The organism is Brevibacterium sp. FME37 (assembly GCF_014897485.1).
Classification (GTDB): domain Bacteria; phylum Actinomycetota; class Actinomycetes; order Actinomycetales; family Brevibacteriaceae; genus Brevibacterium.
Genome location: NZ_JABUYE010000007.1, coordinates 179,451 through 197,474, shown reverse-complemented (window position 1 = coordinate 197,474; position 18,024 = coordinate 179,451). Strand labels below are relative to the sequence as shown.

The following is an 18,024-nucleotide window of genomic DNA, read 5'->3' as shown; positions in this document are numbered from 1 at the left end:
CAGGCAGACCCGGGACCGGACACGGCGGGTGGCAGAATGGACCCATGCCCAAGGACCAGCGTGCCAAAAAGTCAGGAGGACTGACGAGACCGGTGGCACGTGTGAGCCGACGCATAAAGTTCGGTGTGGCCGGGCGCATCATGTTCGCGAACTCGATCATGCTCGTGGGCATCATGGTGCTGACCACGAGCCTCCTCTACATCCAGCTCTCCCAGCTGAACCAGAAGCGGGAACAGGATCTGCTGCGCTCCGCCGCGGACAACATGTCGATCTCGCTGAGCCTCGTCGGGACCGGTAAGACAAGTCCGGCCGACTTCATCGACGAGGAATCGCATGACAACGTCAGGAAGATGCTCGACAATGTCGTGAGCGAATATGACTTCGATGTGGCAGCCGTCGTCCCCATTGACTACCTGGTCACCCCGCCGTCGTTGGGTTCGTCGAATCGGCAGGATCGCAACGAAGAGAAGATCGTGTCCGCGAACTCGGGGGATGTGCCCGAAGACTCGATCGATCAGCTCTCGATGGCCGTCGACGGTTCGCGAGTCTCTGAGGGGCAGTCCATAGTCCGCTTCCTCGACGACGGCGGCCCCGGCGGGGGCACGATGTACGTCATCAGTCCGGTCTTCGCGAAACACCTCGGCGTCGATGATGTCGGTCCCAACACCGTCGTTGGGGCGGTCATCGTCGGCAACTCAGCGGACTCCGTGCGAGAAGGCTTCTTGGCGCAGAGCAATTGGCTCATCGGCATCGCCATCACCACATTGGTCCTGGGCATCGCCGCCTCCTGGGCGACCTCCAGAGGCCTGCGCCGAGTCACCGGCGACTACGGCGCCACCGAACTGCGCAGCATGCTCGAGTTCTATTCCTCGGTGCTCAAAGCAGTTTCGGAGGGGCTTCTGCTTGTCGACCGGTCGACGGGCATCGTCCTCATCAATGCCGATGCGCGCGAACTCCTCGGCCTGCCCGCCGCAGGCGGAGGTTCCACGGGGGAAGGCACCGCGGGCGAAGGGCCAGCTGACGAAGGGTCAGCTGGCAGAGCCTCGGCGGACGAGCAGATCGCCGCCGATGACGATCCCGTCCGAGCGACCTCACCGGTCGGTGGCATCGCACTGCACGACCTCGATCTGCCCGACGCCCTCATCGATCTGCTCTCGTCCGGCCGCTGGGCCCGCGACGAGATCCACTACACCGACGACCGGGTGCTCGTCGTCAACCAGCAGCCCACCGATGCCGCCAGCGACACCTGGGTCGTGACGATGCGCGACCACACCGAGCTCGCCGAACTCTCCGGTGAGCTCGTCTCCGTACGGTCATTCTCAGACTCGCTGCGCGCACAGACCCATGAATACGCCAACCGACTCCACATGGTCGTGTCCCTGCTGGAGACCGGGCATGTCGACGAGGCGATCGACTTCGCGGCTAAGGATCTCGATGACCTCAACCGGGTCACCGGCGACGGTCAGATGAGCTTCGACCACCCCGTGCTCTCTGCACTGCTGCTGTCGAAGATCGCCCAGGCCGCCGAGGCGGGCATCGACATGACGGTCGATACGGCGGGACTCTCGGGCCGCCTCGCCGGGGATGATCGTGACCTGGCGACCATCCTCGGTAACCTCATCGACAACGCCTTCGATGCCCTGAGCAGACGGGACGTGCTGCCGGAGAACAAGCGGGTGCATGTGGTCCTGAGCGGAGCGGGCGGTGCCGGCGGCTTCACTATCGAGGTCAGCGACGACGGCCCGGGCATCGACGAGGATTATGTCGACGCGATCTTCGAACGGGGATGGTCGACCAAGCACGACGGCGTTGAGATCGACAAGGGACTCGGCCGGCAGGAGACCGGCACCCGAGGGGTCGGGCTGTCTCTGGTCGTCCAGGCGATCCGTCGCCTCGGCGGGGCCGTCGACGTGCAGGGCCGCGGTGAGGACTGCGATGAATTCCAGGGCGCTGTGCTCACGGTGTGGCTGCCCGACAACCAATACGTCGACCCCGGTGCGCTCGGCCAGACTTCCGGGCGCGCCTCAGCAGGAACATCGTCATCGAACCAGCCATCTGGGAACCCACCCGCCGGGCCGATCCGGATCGTTGGCGACGACCGCGACTGACCCGGCTGCCCAGGCGGGCGACTGATTCGGCTGCGCGACGTCCCAATGAATGAAACTTCTCCGCCCCATCTCGTGGATCCGGCCTAGGCTGAACAGGAATGCCGGTCTGGTGGACAAGGGCCATCGGCCGAAGCGAAATCGAGTGGAGGAACCATGGATCAGGACATCGTCGTTTGTGAACCGCTGCGTACTGCGATTGGAGGTTTCGGAGGACAGTTCCGCGACATCCCCGCCCACGAACTCTCCGCCACCGTCGTCCGTGAGCTCATCGCCAGGACCGGACTCAACCCGGAACTCGTCGCCGACGTCGTCATGGGCCAGGGCTACTCCACCTCCGAGGCACCCTGCATCGGCCGTGTCACCGCGCTCGACGCGGGCCTGCCCGTGACGGTGCCCGGCAAGCAGGTCGACCGCCGCTGCGGCTCCGGACTGCAGGCAGTCATCGACGCAGCAATGGTCGTCGGCTCCGGCAACGGAGACTTCGTCATCGCCGGTGGTGTCGAATCGATGTCCCACGCACCCTTCTACAACGACACCATTCGCTGGGGAGTGCGCGGCGGCAGCGCCGAATTCACCGACTCGCTGGGCCGTGGCCGCGTCACTCCGGGCGGTAAGAACTACCCAGTTCCCGGTGGAATGCTCGAGACCGCTGAGAACCTGCGCCGCGAATACTCGATCGGCCGCGACGAGCAGGACGAACTCGCCTTCAACTCACACCAGCGTGCTGCCGCGGCCGCTGAGGATGGACGCTTCGCCGAAGAGATCGTGCCGGTGACGATTCCCGCCACTCGGAAGGTCGCCGAACACCAGATCGACGCCGATGAGCACATCCGTCCCGGCACCAGCATCGACAAGCTTGCCAAACTGCGCCCCATCCTGGGCAAGGACGATGACCAGGCAACCGTGACCGCAGGCAATGCTTCGGGCCAGAACGACGGAGCTGCCGCAAGCATCGTCACCACCCGCGCAGCGGCCGAGGCGCAGGGGATGAAGCCGCTGGGCCGCCTGGTCAGCTGGGCCGTGGCCGGAGTACCGCCGAAGACCATGGGCATCGGCCCTGTCCCGGCCACCGCGAAGGCCCTCGAAAAGGCCGGGCTGAGCCTGGCTGACATCGACCTCATCGAACTCAACGAGGCCTTCGCCGCTCAGGCGCTGTCCGTGACCCGCGAATGGGGCTTCGGCAAAGACGACTTCGATCGCCTCAACGTCAACGGCTCTGGAATCTCCCTGGGTCACCCGGTCGGCGCCACTGGTGGTCGGATCCTGGCAACCCTGCTGCGCGAAATGGACCGCCGCAACGCTCGCTACGGACTCGAGACCATGTGCATCGGCGGAGGGCAGGGCATCGCCGCAATCTTCGAGCGCGCCTGAGGCCTCGCGCCTGAACGCCGCGCGCCTGAACGCCGCGCGCCTGAACGCCGCGCATGATTTGGCGGGAACAGAACCCCGATCTTACGCACGAAAATCAAGGTTCTGTTCCCGCCGAATCCCCGTAAACGCGCATGCTCTGCTGACCAGGAAGATGGGAAAGCCCGCCGGCAGGCCAGGCTGTCGGTTGCTGACCGGCCCAGCAGCGCCCCGGCGTTCCAATCCTGTGTCATGGATGTGCCGAGGCTGTAACACGAACCACGGCAGGCCCGCAACGACGAACGCTAGACTGGCGGCATGTCAGATACAACTACCCCTGAGTCGAGCATCGGTGTGCTCGTGGTTGAGGACGAGGCAGTCGCTGCCCGGGCCCACGCAAAGTACATCGACCGCATCGACGGCTATCACCTGGCCGGTGTAGCGAAGAATGCCACTCAGGCGATGGCTGCTCTGACCGGAAAGATCTATGGTCTCGACGCGGACTGCATCAACCTCGTCCTCCTCGACATGAACCTTCCCGACGGCCACGGACTGCAGGTCTGCCGAGCCATCCGCGGTCACCGCGTTGATGTCGACATCATCGCAGTCACAGCCGCCCGGGACATGCAGATCGTGCAGGAGGCGCTGTCCTACGGCGTCGCCCAATACATCATCAAACCGTTCACCTTCCCCGTGTTCAAATCCAAACTCGAGGCTTACTCCTCCTTCCGCGACAGCCTCGGCGGGGACAGCAGCGAAGGCGAGGTCACGCAGACCGACGTCGACACCGCGATCGCTGCACTGCGCACCCACACGGTGGCCGCGACCGCCAAGGGTGTCCCGGATGCGGTGCAGACCGAAGTGAAGTCCGTCCTCGGCGACCAACCCGGACAGTCCGCCGCCGAGGTCGCCGTTGGTCTCGGAGTCTCGCGAGTGACCGCACGACGGTACTTAGAGGCCATGGCCGACGCCGGCATGCTCGCTCGCCGCCCCCGGTATGGGGCAGCCGGGCGTCCGGTGCTCGAATACACCGTCGTCACCGACGACGTCTGAACCACCCCTCGATACCCGGGCTCCATCCCCACAACGCCCGGCGGTTCCAAGCCGCGACTGACGAATCCCCGGCCTCCTTCCCCTCATCAGCGAACTCAGTCGACAAGTGGACTTCCCTGCTGACTGCATTGATGATTGACCTATGACAAAGAAGTCCAAGACATGGCTGGCCATCGCCCTCGTCGTCGTGCTGCTGGCCGGTGCCGGCGCCTTCGCCTTCTTCACGTTGCCGCTCCAGGCGGAGACAGCGGCGGAAGATGCCGCCGCCGATCTGAACAGCGGAACCATCGAATCGAACGCCTGGTCAGACAAGAAGACGGCGAAGAAGCTGCATGATCTGATCCTCGCGACTCTCGACCAGAGCATGAAGAAACGCTCGGTGAAGTTCGCAGGCACAGAGGCACACGGTGATGGCATGGTCGCGAAACTGAAGTGGACCTGGACGAACCAGGACGATGAACCTTGGGAGTACACCTCCGAACTTCCCCTGCACAAGAAGGGTCTGCTCTGGTCCGCGGAACTCACCCCCGCGGTGCTGCACCCTGACCTCGAAGACGGCCAGGTCCTCGTCTCGCAGAAGACCCCCGGGCAGCGCGGGGCAATCCTCGGCGAGGACGACGAAGAGCTGATGGCCGAGGGTCCCGTCGTCGACATCGGCATCCACCCCGCCAAACTCGACGAAGCTGAGGACGACGATGACACCCTCACTGCTCTCAGGGACGAACTCGACATCGACCTGAAATCGCTGAAGGAACGCGTCGACAAGGCTGAGCCCGATCAGTTCGTTCCTGTCATCACTTTGCGTGAGGGCGACTACAAGAAGGTCAAGGAATCGATCCACTCCCTGCCCGGCACCGTGTTCAAAACGCACACTCAGCCGCTGAGCCGAAAGAAGGGCTTCGCCGGCCCGACGCTGGGAACGGCCGGTGCCGCAAGCGCCGAGGAGGTCGAGGCCTCTGATGGAAAACTCACCGGTGAATCCGTTGTAGGCAAAAGCGGACTGCAGAAGGCCTTCGATGAGCAGCTGACCGGACCGGGCAGCGAAGCGATCTACATTGCGGACCGCGATGACGGGAACGACGAAGGCGCCGACGAGAGCAAAGCCACCGACGACGGCGATGCCGCCGATCCTGTCCGCGTCCACGAGTTCCCCGAAAAAGACGGCGAGAACATCACCACGACGCTCAACGTCAAGGTGCAGGAAGCCGCGGACAAGGCCGCCGCGACGGGTAAGAAGCCGACGGCCCTCGTTGCGATCCGGCCCAGCGACGGTCACATCATCGCTGCGGCCAACCAAGATCCGGAAGGTGCCGGCTGGGACCGGGCGCTGACCGGACAGTACGCGCCCGGGTCGGTGTTCAAGGTCGTCTCGGGCCTGGCTCTGCTCGAATCAGGAGTCGATGCGAAGACGACTCTCGACTGCCCGAAGACGACAACGGTCGACGGAAAGAGCTTCAAAAACGCCGAAGACCATGTCCTGGGCAAAGTGGCCTTCGAAGACAACTTCGCCGAATCCTGCAACACCGCGTTCGTCAACTCCGCAGAGAAGGTCTCGGGTGAGGACGTGGCGAAAGCGGCGTCGAGCCTGGGAATGGACGATGCTGATCTCGGAACCGGGGCGAAGATGGCGATCGTTCCCAGCGATGATGACGCGGTGACGCATGCGGCGCAGATGATCGGTCAGGGCAAAGTCGTCTCCAGCCCGCTGGCAGTGGCGGTGATGGCCGCGTCGGTGGCCGAGGGCGACACGGTCAACCCGCTTCTCGTGGTCTCCGAGGACGGCAAAGGCAAGAACAAGGAGAAGGACACGAGCGAAGACAAGGGCAGAAGCGAGCAGGCGATCGATGCCGATGCGGTCGCCGCGATGCAGAAGCTCATGCGCCGTGCCGTGACCGATGGGACTGCCGGCGCGTTGCAGGACGTCCCCGGCGAACCGGTCCATGGCAAGACCGGCACCGCCGAATACGGTGACGAGACCCCACCGCGCACCCACTCCTGGTTCGCCGGCTATCAGGGCGACGTGGCCGTGGCCGTCCTCGTCGAGGACGGCGGGTTCGGCGCCGAGGCGGCTGTGCCGGTGGCGAAGAAATTCTTCGAATCGCTCAACTGAGGCAGAACCTCACCAATGCCTCACTTCATGCGTAGGGACCGCATGACGTCGAAGGCTGTGGTCAGTGTGCGGGCGAATCGCGACTGGTCGAGCGGACCGAAGGGGGCGATGGGAACCAGCTTCTGCTCCGCAATGCTGTGGGAGTGCATGAACTGGTAGAGGCCCTCAACGCCGTGCCGATGACCCATACCTGAAGCCTTGACCCCGCCGGCCGGAGAATCGATCGAACCCCAGGCAGCCACGTAGGCCTCATTGACATTGACCATCCCGGATTCGAGCTGCCGGGCTGTTTCGAGCCCGCGGGACTGAGAGAAGACGCTGGCGTTGAGACCGTATTCGGATGCGTTGGCCCGCTTGATCGCCTCCGCGTCACTTGCCACCGGGTACACGGCGACGACCGGGCCGAAGGTCTCCTCAGCGAACAGCTCGGCCTCCTCGGTGACATCGGTGAGCACGGTCGGCAGATAGAAGTAGGGCCCCATCTCCGGGACCGGGCGGCCTCCCGCGATGACCTGAGCTCCGCTGGCCCGTGCCTGTTCGACGTGCTCGCTGACTCGGGCCAGCTGCTTCGGCCCTGCCAAGGACCCCATTCCGGGGCCGTATGAGTAGTCGGGGCTGAGTTCGAGGTTCCGGGTCGCCTCGGCGAAATGGGCGCAGAACTCTGGGTAGAGATCCTCATGGACATAGATGCGCTCGATGGACAGACACAGCTGACCAGCCGAGGAGAAGCACCCACGAACCGCGCCGTCTACGGCCGACCCAAGATCGGCATCGGAGAGGATGAGCATCGGATTCTTTCCACCGAGTTCAAGAGCGGTCGGCAGCAGACGTCGAGCAGCCTCGGCGGCAATGGAACGCCCTGCGGCGGTCGAACCGGTGAAGGAGATCCCATCGGCACCGGCCATCAGCGCAGGCCCGACCTCCTTGCTGGGTCCGGGCACCAGCTGCCAGACCTCCGCGGGCAGGCCGCAGGCAATGGCCAGGCGGCGCATGATGATCGCCGTCAGAGTCGTCTGGCTGTCGGGCTTGTGGACCACGGCATTGCCGGCGGCCAGAGCCGCAAGCAGGTCGGTCGCGCCCAAAGTCAGCGGATAGTTCCAGGGGGTGATGAACCCGACGACGCCCAGCGGGGTGCGGGTGACCTCGGTGCGGGTCAGGACGGGAACGGCACCGCGGCGACGCTGCGGGCGCAGACGGGCCGGGGTGGTGACCCCATAATGACGGCACACGTTGTAGGTGTCGAGAATCTCGTCATAGGCGTGGATGCGGGCCTTGCCCGTCTCGTACTGAATGATGTCGAGGAGAAGGTCCTCGTGCTGGCGCAATGCCGAATGCAGGCGCAGCAGCACCCGGGCGCGGTGCTCGGGAGACCGCTGCGACCAGGCATCGGCGGCGATGCGTGCGGTGGCATAGGCGTCCTCGATATCGGCCGTGGTGTTCGAGGCGAAGCGGGGGAGTTCTACACCGGTGAACGGCTCGGGGCTGACCATGCGATCGCCGCTGCCCGAGGCCTCGGCATAGGGGTCGGTGTCGAGGAAATCGCGGAGCCGATCGGTGACATGGGTGAGTCGGTCTGCGTGGGTGCCGGTGCTGGTGACGTCCGTGTGCATCATGCCTCCGTGTCGTCAGAGAATGGGTGGGTTCAGGCCCGGGAGGCCGCTAACCTACGCTACAGTATTCTCATGGTCTCACGTGAACTGCGTCACGCAGTCCGCGGGGTCGAGGCTCCCGCTGCTGTGCTTGATCTGGAGGCGTTCGACGCGAACGTCACCGCCTTGGCCGAGCGCGCCCAGGGTCTGCCGATCCGCGTCGCTTCGAAGTCGCTGCGCACTCCCGCTGCAATCGACCGAGCGCTCGCCCACCCGGCCTATTCCGGTGTCCTCGCCTATTCTCTGCCGGAGGCGCTGGCCCTGCACGCCCGAGGAGTCCGCGACATCCTCGTCGGCTATCCCACCGTTGACCGGCGCAGCCTCACCCAGATGTTCGCCGAGGCGGGGGCCACTCAGAACATCACCCTGATGATCGATTGCCCCACCCACCTCGACATCATCGACAGTGCCCGCAGCGAGGCGGCTGCTGGTGGTACGGCTGCAGGTGACTCGGCTGCTGTTGACGCAACGGCTGGCGGTACCGCACAGACCGTGCGTGTGTGCCTCGACATCGATGCCTCCTACCGCCTGGGCGAAGGGGTGCTGGGCAGCCGAGTCCATATCGGAGCCCGGCGCTCGCCGATCCGAGACGCGGCCTCCGCCGTCGAGCTGGCCGCACATGTCATCGCTCGCCCCGAGGTCAAGCTCGTCGGGCTGATGTCCTATGAAGGACAGATCGCTGGCACCGCCGATGCTGGGGCCACAGCCAAACAGGCGGTGGTGCGTGCCATGCAGAAGCGCTCGATCGCAGAGCTGAAGGTGCGGCGCCGCAGCGTCATCGACGCGGTGCGTGAACTCGCCGACCTCGAATTCGTCAACGGCGGCGGCACCGGGTCCTTCGAATCCAGCGTCGCCGAGGGCACGCTGACCGAAGTGGCCGCCGGATCCGGGCTCTTCTGCCCGGGACTCTTCGACGGCTACACCCACTTCCAGCACGAGCCGGCCGCCTACTTCGCCACTCCCGTGGTGCGCCGGCCAGGACCCGGCTGGGTCACGGTCTTCAAGGGCGGCTTCATCGCCTCCGGCGTCCCCGGCCCGGACCGAGTTCCCACGATCGCCTGGCCCCAGAGCCTCGAGTACGCGGGCCTCGAAGGTGCGGGTGAAGTCCAAACTCCCCTCACCGGGCCCGGAGCCGAAGACCTGCGCATCGGCGATCTGGTCTGGTTTCGGCACGCGAAGGCCGGTGAACTCGCCGAACACTTCAACGAATTCCTCGTCGTCTCGGGGTCGCAAGTCGTCGACACCTGGACGACCTACCGCGGACAAGGATGGGTGCTGTGAGACGGCACGAGGAAACGACGCGGATGCGGTTTCGGAACTGGTCCGGTCATGTCCACGCGTATCCGCACACCTTCCGCAGGCCCACCTCGGCGGGGGAATTGAGCGAGGTTCTGACGTCTGCAGCCGAAGCCGGTCAACGGGTCCGGCCCGTCGGTGCCGGCCACTCGTTCACCCCGGTCGCCGCAGGTGACGAGGTCATGGTCAACCTCGACCACCTCAGCGGAATCATCAGCGTCGACGAGGCGAGCCAGCGGGTGCGCTTCCACGCCGGCACCCGGCTCCGCGACATCCCGGCCCTACTCGCCCCCTTCGGGCTGGCCCTGGCCAACCAGGGCGACGTCAACCCGCAGGCGCTCGCCGGAGCGATCTCGACGAGCACCCACGGGACCGGGCTCGGCTTCACCGGATTCGCCGGAACCCTCACCGGACTGTCGCTCATGGGCCCCGACGGCACTGCAGTCCAGCTGTCAGCGACACGTGACCCGGAGATCTTCGACCTGGCCCGCGTCAGCCTCGGCGTGCTGGGCATCGTCACGGAGATCGAGCTGCAGTGTGTGTCCTCCTTCGACCTCATCGCCGAGGAGGTTGTGACGGACCTCGACGATCTGCTGGACGACCTCGAACCGCGGATGCGAGCCGCCGATCATTTCGAGTTCTACTGGTTCCCGCACACAGATACCGCTCTGACCAAGACGAACACCCGTGTCGGCCCTGGCGAGATCGGCCCGGGCCACCTCGCCGAGGCAGGGGTGCGCAACCGGATACTGAACCTGCTCGACAAGGAAGTGGTTGAAAACGGTGCCCTGCGCCTCGCCGTCGAACTCGGTTCAGCAGTGCCCAGTCTCGTGCCCCACATCAATCGGATCGCCCAGTCCGCCGTTTCGGACAGGACGTATCGGGCACCGGGCCACGACGTCTTCGTGACACCTCGGCGGGTGCGGTTCAACGAGATGGAGTACGCGGTTCCCTTCGCATCCGGCGCCGAGGTGATTGCTGAGATCCGCGCAGCCATCGAGTCGAGAGGATGGACGATCTCATTCCCGATCGAAGTCCGATCTGCGGCCGCCGACGATGTTCCGCTCTCGACCGCCTACGAACGCGACACGATGTACATCGCGGTGCACCGGTACGTGAAGGACGACTTCGCCGAATATTTCCGTGTCGTCGAACAGATCTGTCGACGTCACGGGGGCCGCCCGCACTGGGGCAAGATCCACAGCCTGGGCGCCGGTGAACTGCGTGAACTCTATCCGCGTTTCGAGGACTTCTGTGCGCTGCGGAACCAGTTGGACCCGCAGGCGGTGTTCGGCAACCGATTCACCGACTCCCTGTTCGGGCTGGGTTCGCGCGTGAGCTGAACTGGTGCGTGGGCTGAGCACACGTGCGGGCTGAAATCGGGTGCGGGCTGAACTGGCGAGTGAACTGAGAATTTCCAGCTGACCTGCCCACGGGCTCCCACCAGCAGTAGGGTGGTCAGGATAGTCTCGATGATCGGCCATATCCGTTGTCGTTGGGAGATACGGCCGCAGCATTCCCTAAGAAATGGAATCCTCGATGTCAGATTTCGAAGCGCAGGCCCAGTCGGACCCCGCGGTCTCCAACAGTCCGGAGAAGGAGAAGGGACGACGTCGATCGATGATGGTCGCCGCCTTCGGCACCATAGTTGAGTGGTACGACTTCTCTATCTTCTTCTACGTCGCGACCATCCTGACCAAGGAGTTCTTCGGCGATCGGCCGGACTCGCTCTTACTCACCTTGGGTGTGGGAGCCGCCGGCTTCCTGTTCCGCCCGCTCGGTGCCATGGTCTTCGGTCACCTCGGCGATCGGGTCGGCCGCAAGTCCGCGCTGGTCGTCTCTGCCGTGCTCATGGCCGTCGCGATGCTCGGAATCGCTATCATGCCCGGATACGAGACGATCGGCATCTGGGCAGGTGTCGGCATGGTCTTCTTCCGTTGCCTGTCCGGATTCTCCGTCGGCGCAGAGTACACCGGAATCATGGTCTTCCTGATGGAGTCGGCCGGCAGTAAACGGCGCGGACTCGCGGCCAGCTGGGCGGCGGCCAACAGCGAGGTCGGAGCGCTCCTGGCAGTCGGGTCGGGAGCATTCCTGGCCAGCACACTGTCCGCCGAGGCGATGAGCTCCTGGGGATGGCGCGTCCTGTTCATCTTCGGAGCTCTCCTCGCTGCGCTGATGATCCCGCTGCGTCGAATGATGGAGGAGACGGACACCTTCAAACGCCTGCAGGCGGCGGAGAAGACGAAGCGGGCGCAGAACGCGAAGAGTGACAAGCCTGTGGTCTCACGCGGTCGCTCCCCGCTGCTCATCGCCTTCCTGCAGCAGCCCCGCGCGATCCTGGTCGCGTTCCTCATCTCCTCGATCGGTTCGGTCAGCTACTTCCTCAACATCACCTATGTGCCGACCTATATCGAAGAGGTCTCTCACGTGAAGAACTCCGGGTCTCTGGCGCTGGGCACCATCGCCGCCGTCGTCGCGATCGTCATCACGCCCCTGTTCGGCCTCGCCTCGGACCGCTTCGGGCGGAAGAGGACGCTGGCAGTGCTGATGGCCGTCTTCATCCTCACCACCATTCCCGCCTACGCACTGCTGGCCGATGGGAACTCCGGGGTCGCGATCTTCGGCGTCGCATTCCTTGCTGTGCCGGCCGCCGGATGGAGTGCTGTGGCAGCGGCCATGGTGCCTGAGCAGTTCACCGGCACCAGCCGCTTCTCCGGAATGGCCATCGGCTACAACGTGGCCACGGTCCTCTTCGGCGGACTCTCACCGCTGATCGCGACCGCACTGATGAGCTCCACCGGCCTCACGCTGGCACCGGCGATCTATGCGACCGTCATCGTCGTCGTCGCAGGTGTTCCGACGTTGTTCCTGGCGCGCAATATGGCGGGCAGGCCCCTGGCGGAAGTCGACCGTGACAAGGATCTTGTCCCCGCCTGAGGCGAGTTCTGCTCCGTTCTGGGATCAGCGCCGGTCCCCTGGGGTCAGTGTCGGGGGAGGCGTCCCAGAAGCCACGAGACGATCTCGGGCCAAGCGCTCTCGGAGATCGAGCGCCGCAGCAGACCGTGATGGCCGATCTGGGCGACCCCGAGTTCTCGCGGCGTGAAGGTTCGTCGTTTCACCTCGGCGAGGCGGACATGGTCGACGAGTGCGTCGATCTGCGCTGGTGAGGCCCAGTTGTCGTCGCTGGCACCGATCGCGAGCACGGGCGTGCGCAAACGTGCCATCCGGGCCGCGGCTCCCAGGCTCGGATCGTCGAAGAAGTACTCGGACATACAGACCCAGCGGCCCCATTCGAGCATGGCCGCAGTCGGGATATCCTCGCCGAGTCCGAGGCGTCTGCCGGGCGCATAGCCGACGAGGGGACTGATCAGAGGGCCGAGTGTTCTGAGGATGAGACCGACTCGCAGACGTTCGCCGCGGGGATTGATGTCGCGCAGCGCCGCTCGTGCCGTGCCCACGGTGACGAAGCCGCGCAGGTCCTCTGTGGCGTTGCCCAACAACAGAGCATGACCACCGAGGCTGTGCCCGAGTGCGAGTTTCGGCAGCTCGGGAAATTCAGTGTTGGCCCAGGCAGCGACGGCATTCGCATCCTGCTGCATCCAATCGCGCATCCGCAGCTGTGAGTGCTCCCGGGCCGGGCCGGAGGCGGCAACGCCTCGTACATCGTAGGTGAGCACAGCCAGGCCGCGTTCGACCGCGTATTCGGCGAAGTACGTATAGAACCGGGCCGGTGTGGCGGTGGCGGGGTGGATCGTGAGGAACCCGACCGGCGTCTCCGGCGGCATCAGCGCGGTGCCGACGATGTGGCTCGCCCGCTCGGAGTCGGTGTGTCTGGAACCAGCGGCATCGGTGTGCGTGCCGCCGGTGACCGGAATGCGCACGGAACTCATCATTGTGCTCGTCATGAGCACAAGGTTAGTGAAGATCGACCGTATTATCTACCGGTCGGTAACAGTGAGTTCCGTGCGCCGAGATCAGCCCTGTGTACGGGCTTTCCAATCGGAGACCTCTGACTCAGCCAGCTGCGCGGCAACGCCGACGTAGGTGGCCGGAGTCAGTGCCGTCAGCTGTTCGGTCTCAGCCTCGGGCAGTCCGAGACCCGAGACGAAGGACTGCAGGTCCGTCTGGTCGATGCGCTTCCCGTGAGTGAGCTCCTTGAGCTTCTCGTAGGGGCTGTCCATGCCCGGCACGCCCTGCAGGCCGGCGGCGCGCATCACCGACTGGATCGCCTCACCCAGGACCTCCCAGTTGGAGTCGAGGTCGGCGGCCAGCGCCTCTTCGTTGATCGCGAGCCGATCGAGGCCCTTGATCAAGTTGTTCAGCGCCAGCACGGAATGGCCGTAGGCGACACCGATGTTGCGCTGCGAGGTCGAGTCCGTGAGGTCGCGCTGCATCCGTGAGGTCACCAGGGTCGAGGCGAGCGAATCGAGCAGTGCGCATGAGAGCTCGAGGTTCGCCTCGGCGTTCTCGAAGCGGATCGGATTGACCTTGTGCGGCATCGTCGAGGACCCGGTGGATCCTGCGACGGGGATCTGCTTGAAGTAGTTCATCGAGATGTAGGTCCACATGTCCGTCGCCAGATTGTGGGCGATGCGGTTGAACCGTGCCATGTCGGCGAAGAGCTCCGCATCCCAGTCATGGGACTCGATCTGCGTGGTCAGCGGGTTGAATGTCAGGTCGAGGCTGCCTTCGACGAAGGTCTTGGCCAGTTTCGGCCAGTCCGCGGTGGGCACGGCGGCCAGGTGGGCGGAGTAGGTCCCGGTCGCACCGTTGATCTTGCCGAGGAATTCGCTTGCCTTGATCCGCTCATACTGGCGGCGCAGACGGTGGACGAACACTGCGAGCTCCTTGCCCATCGTCGTCGGCGTTGCCGGTTGACCATGGGTGTGGGAGAGCATCGGCACCGTGGCCAGCGCCGAGGCGGTGTCGGCCAGTGAGTCGATGAGTGCCTTCGCACGGGGCAGCCACACATCAACGGTGGCGCCCTTGATCCCGAGAGCCCAGGACAGATTGTTGATGTCCTCAGACGTGCAGCAGAAGTGGACGAGCTCGCTGAGATCGTCGGCACCGAGTTCGACTAGCGCTTCTTTGATTGTGTACTCAACGGCTTTGACGTCATGAACCGTGACGGCCTCATGGGCGGCCAGGGTGGCGATCGTCTCCGCATCGAAGTTCTCGGCGAAGTCACGCAGCCCGGTGACCTCGTCCTCGGTGAGGCGACGGACTCCCTCGATCACGGAGTTCTGAGCGAGGTGGATGAACCACTCGACCTCGACGATGATCCGATTGCGGTTCAGGGCCGCCTCGGAGAGGTGATCGACGAGGTCAGCGGTGTCTTTGCGGTAACGGCCATCGAGTGGTCCGAGAGCAATGGCGGGTGAGATGTCAGCAAGCGAAACAGTCGGCATGATGTCATTTTCTCATGAGCCGCGTGCAGACGGGGAACCGACCATCAGGCGGTCGGGCCGAGACCCGAGGTCCGGGCTGTCTCTTATGCTCCACCTCCTGTGGATTGGGCCGCGACTTCGGCGTCGGAACCCTGTGGAGCGTCGACCGATTTCCACAGGACGAACCGGAGACCTTCCAAGGGAGCGGGCCGCTTCGTACGGTGAAGGCTGACGCCGAGTCGAAGGGAGGACGACAGTGATCACCGATGAGCTGGCACTCAACCGGGATGGGTGGAGGCGGCGAGCAGATGAGCTGCGCAGCCTGGCTCAGACCTGCCGGCAGGTCGAAGGATGGGACTCCCCGGCAGGACGGATGCTCGGCGATCGTCTGCTGACCTGTTCGGACTCGATCACCACCCTGGCAGAGAGAGCAGACAAGCTCGCCGAGGCCTACGACCTGCATCTGCAGGTCGTCTCGGTGGGAGGCCGGATCCAGATATGAACGAGGGAACGAGGTCGGCAGTGGGGGCGGGGAAAGCTGCGGCTGTGCCGGGCAGCAAATGGTTCGCCGTAGACAGCGCACGAATCATGGGGCTCCCTGAACGGCTGAGGTCGCTGTGGCCCCACGAACTGATGCCACGTGCAGACGCTGCCGTGACCACCTCGGCGGGGGATCCGGCATCAGGGGTGACTGGGGCAGCGGAAAAGGAGTCCAGCGGAACGCGGACCGGGGGGCAGGGGATCACGGAAACGGTGATGCTGGGGGAACCCACCGGCAGGGAATCCAAGCGCGGGCTGGATGTGCTCACCGCCTGGCTGACCGGTTTCACCGCCGAGCTCAATCTCACCCGCTCGCGGATCACCATCGTCATCAGTTCCGGGGCCGAGACCGCCCACCTCGAGGTGTCCCTGCTCGATGACATCTGCCTGGGCATCCTGGTGCTCCACGGTGAGGGCTTCGAGGAGTTCGCAGGCTTCGAACTCCTCAGGCGTCTCCGCCCGCAGGAGCTCGGGCAGGTCACCGAAGAGCTGAGCTCTCTGATCGACAGAGACTGTGTGCTCACCCTGACCTACCTGAGTGAGGCCAGAGTCGCCGGGATGGAGTTCCTGCACAGAGTCGGCGGAACCTGGGCCCGGCCGACGCTGGAACGAGACGGTGAGACGATCACCATGGGAGCTGAGCACAGCCTTGAGTCCAACGCGGTGCGAGTCCTCCTTGCGGCGACTCTGACTCGCCTCCAGTCGACGACCGTCCTCCACCCATGATCGCGACCCGAACCACCGGCGGTCCACAGCTGAAGATCGATGACCGGGCAGACTCCAGCGGGGACGAACTGCAGCGCATCTGCACCACGATCGGTGACCTGTCTGCGGACGGGGCGCTCGCCGACTTCGATCTGGCCACACTCCTGACGCAGGTTCCTGCTCCACTCACAGCGATCAATCTCGATGCCGCCCGAATCGTCTACTTCCACCAGTCGACGCGGGTGCTCATCGAACTCGAAGCCACCGTCCTGGCCGTCAGAGCCGCAGTCTTCGCCTACAGGCAGGCGGAGAAAGGCGTCAGCGAGACCTTCGGCGGACTCCTCGACTATTTCGGATACGTCAGCGGTCGCGTCATTGCCATCACCCTGCCTGTGACCATCCCGATCGGCATCGCCGTCGGAGCCCCGATCTACCTGGGTCTGAAGCTCCTCGATGTCACAGGTCTCGACGATGTCGTCGCCAAGCACTTCGGCATCGACCTGGCGCAGACGAAGGCGGCGGCCAAGGAAGCCTTCGTCGCCCTCCTGTTCGAGCACTCCGATGTCTCAGGGGCCATCATCGAACACGTGCTGCCGGGAATCGTCGTCGGTTTCATGGGGCTGCCGCCAGCGGTGCTGGCCACCGAGGGCGATCATAGGCTGTGGCCACACGACTCGTCATCGATGACCGCGTGGGTCCTGGGAGGTGCGAACATGTTCGGACTGCTCCTGCCCTCAGACGTGGAGGTCTGGAAGGCGAAGGGACTCACTCCGGCCGATGATGAGCCGCCGCGTGACCTCGAGGACCTCTATCGCAGAGAGGCGGACCGCCACCGCGGTGCCGACTCCGGACAAGTGCGGATCGAGGAGATCACCTCCCCCGACGGCACTACTCGCTACATCGTCTACGTGCCCGCGACGACCGACTGGTCACCCGAGTCAGGACAGAACACCACCGATCTGACGACGAACGTACAGGCAATGGCCGGCAATGACACCGTCATGGCTGAAATGGTCCGCCAAGCCATCGCCGATGCGAATATCGGGACAGATGCCGAGGTCATGTTGGTGGGGTATTCGCAGGGCGGAATCACTGCCGGTTCCTTGGCCGCCGACCCGGCCTTCCTCGCCGATGTGAATGTCACCGCACTCGTCACAGTGGGAGCACCGATCTCAGATTTCCCGGTCGACGAGGGCATCGATGTCCTCTCGATCGAGCACGAACAGGACCTGGTGCCCGACCTCGACGGCAACGAGAATCCAGCCACAGACCAGTGGTCGACGATCACCGTCGACTACGATCCCGAACAGCTGCGCCAGGCCCCGAACCTGCAGGGCAAGACCGATGCCGAACTCGACGAACTGTTCTCCTCAGCCGGAGCCGCACACTCCTCAGCTGCCTACGCCGCCTCGATCGGGCTCATGCTTGCAGGCGGTCATGCCGGACTCAACCGGTTCACCGCGAAGAACTCAGAATTCTTCACCGGTGATCTCAAGGAGACGAGGGATTACCAGGGGAAACGCAAGCGAACATGACCCGAGTCCAACCTCGGCGAGCTGGGGCTCTGGACTGGTCGGACATGCGTTTGTCGGACGTTGGACCAACTCTGCGACCATCGACAATTCGACATGGAAGCCTTTGGACGTGAACGACACGCGCGAAATTCGCCTCCTAGGCTGAACCCGACCATAACAACTGGCGCTCGACGCACATGGCCGATGTGGCATGCGGTCGGTGGATTCGGTATCGTGGTATCACCTGTGAATCACATCACTCGAGGGCGAGAACTCACACCAGAGATCCCGTCCGCAGGACACCGTCCGCCACTG

The 18,024-nt window shown here is 64.6% G+C and carries 13 protein-coding genes; 10 read left to right on the top strand and 3 right to left on the bottom strand.

Annotated elements, in window-relative coordinates:
• The first annotated feature begins 44 nt into the window (after positions 1–44).
• The 4 genes from INT29_RS10655 to INT29_RS10640 all read left to right on the top strand — a co-directional run bounded on the left by INT29_RS10655 (position 45) and on the right by INT29_RS10640 (position 6,618).
• A complete protein-coding gene (locus INT29_RS10655) occupies positions 45–2,108 on the top strand; it encodes a sensor histidine kinase (RefSeq protein WP_193071593.1) in 2,064 nt (687 codons plus the stop codon).
• A 153-nt stretch (positions 2,109–2,261) separates the two neighbouring features.
• Entirely contained in the window at positions 2,262–3,479 is a 1,218-nt protein-coding gene (locus INT29_RS10650; RefSeq protein WP_193071592.1) for an acetyl-CoA C-acetyltransferase, read from the top strand.
• A 294-nt stretch (positions 3,480–3,773) separates the two neighbouring features.
• The gene (locus INT29_RS10645) at positions 3,774–4,508 is read left to right on the top strand and encodes a response regulator (RefSeq protein ID WP_193071591.1); all 735 of its coding nucleotides are present in this window, start codon (positions 3,774–3,776) and stop codon (positions 4,506–4,508) included.
• A gap of 142 nt (positions 4,509–4,650) precedes the next feature.
• Positions 4,651–6,618 carry a penicillin-binding transpeptidase domain-containing protein gene (locus INT29_RS10640; protein WP_193071590.1) on the top strand — a complete coding sequence of 656 codons (1,968 nt, stop codon included), beginning with the start codon at positions 4,651–4,653 and terminating at the stop codon, positions 6,616–6,618.
• A gap of 20 nt (positions 6,619–6,638) precedes the next feature.
• On the opposite strand, the gene INT29_RS10635 is transcribed toward INT29_RS10640, so the two are convergent.
• The gene (locus tag INT29_RS10635) at positions 6,639–8,231 is read right to left on the bottom strand and encodes a succinic semialdehyde dehydrogenase (RefSeq protein WP_180958949.1); all 1,593 of its coding nucleotides are present in this window, start codon (positions 8,229–8,231) and stop codon (positions 6,639–6,641) included.
• A gap of 69 nt (positions 8,232–8,300) precedes the next feature.
• On the opposite strand from INT29_RS10635, the gene INT29_RS10630 reads away from it, so the two are divergent.
• The 3 genes from INT29_RS10630 (at position 8,301) to INT29_RS10620 (ending at position 12,500) form a co-directional block, all read left to right on the top strand.
• Entirely contained in the window at positions 8,301–9,548 is a 1,248-nt protein-coding gene (locus INT29_RS10630; protein ID WP_101571652.1) for an amino acid deaminase/aldolase, read from the top strand.
• Positions 9,536–10,906: a D-arabinono-1,4-lactone oxidase gene (locus INT29_RS10625; RefSeq protein WP_101571650.1), complete on the top strand. Its 1,371-nt coding sequence runs from the start codon at positions 9,536–9,538 to the stop codon at positions 10,904–10,906. Before INT29_RS10630 ends, INT29_RS10625 begins: the two co-directional genes overlap by 13 nt.
• 196 nt (positions 10,907–11,102) lie before the next feature.
• Positions 11,103–12,500, top strand: a complete 1,398-nt coding sequence (locus INT29_RS10620) for an MFS transporter (RefSeq protein WP_101571648.1) — start codon at positions 11,103–11,105, stop codon at positions 12,498–12,500.
• Positions 12,501–12,544: 44 nt separating this feature from the next.
• On the opposite strand, the gene INT29_RS10615 is transcribed toward INT29_RS10620, so the two are convergent.
• Entirely contained in the window at positions 12,545–13,468 is a 924-nt protein-coding gene (locus INT29_RS10615) for a serine aminopeptidase domain-containing protein (RefSeq protein WP_226841849.1), read from the bottom strand.
• Positions 13,469–13,537: 69 nt separating this feature from the next.
• Positions 13,538–14,971 carry an adenylosuccinate lyase gene (gene purB / locus INT29_RS10610; RefSeq protein WP_101571646.1) on the bottom strand — a complete coding sequence of 478 codons (1,434 nt, stop codon included), beginning with the start codon at positions 14,969–14,971 and terminating at the stop codon, positions 13,538–13,540.
• A gap of 235 nt (positions 14,972–15,206) precedes the next feature.
• On the opposite strand from purB, the gene INT29_RS10605 reads away from it, so the two are divergent.
• From INT29_RS10605 to INT29_RS10595, 3 genes are read left to right on the top strand one after another with little or no spacing between them, the layout of a single operon-like run.
• On the top strand, positions 15,207–15,452 hold the full coding sequence (locus tag INT29_RS10605; protein ID WP_101571644.1) for a hypothetical protein: 246 nt from the start codon (positions 15,207–15,209) through the stop codon (positions 15,450–15,452).
• On the top strand, positions 15,449–16,216 hold the full coding sequence (locus INT29_RS10600; protein WP_101571642.1) for a hypothetical protein: 768 nt from the start codon (positions 15,449–15,451) through the stop codon (positions 16,214–16,216). The genes INT29_RS10605 and INT29_RS10600 overlap by 4 nt, the downstream gene beginning before the upstream one ends.
• Positions 16,213–17,730 carry a hypothetical protein gene (locus tag INT29_RS10595; RefSeq protein ID WP_193071589.1) on the top strand — a complete coding sequence of 506 codons (1,518 nt, stop codon included), beginning with the start codon at positions 16,213–16,215 and terminating at the stop codon, positions 17,728–17,730. Before INT29_RS10600 ends, INT29_RS10595 begins: the two co-directional genes overlap by 4 nt.
• The last annotated feature ends 294 nt before the right edge of the window (positions 17,731–18,024 follow it).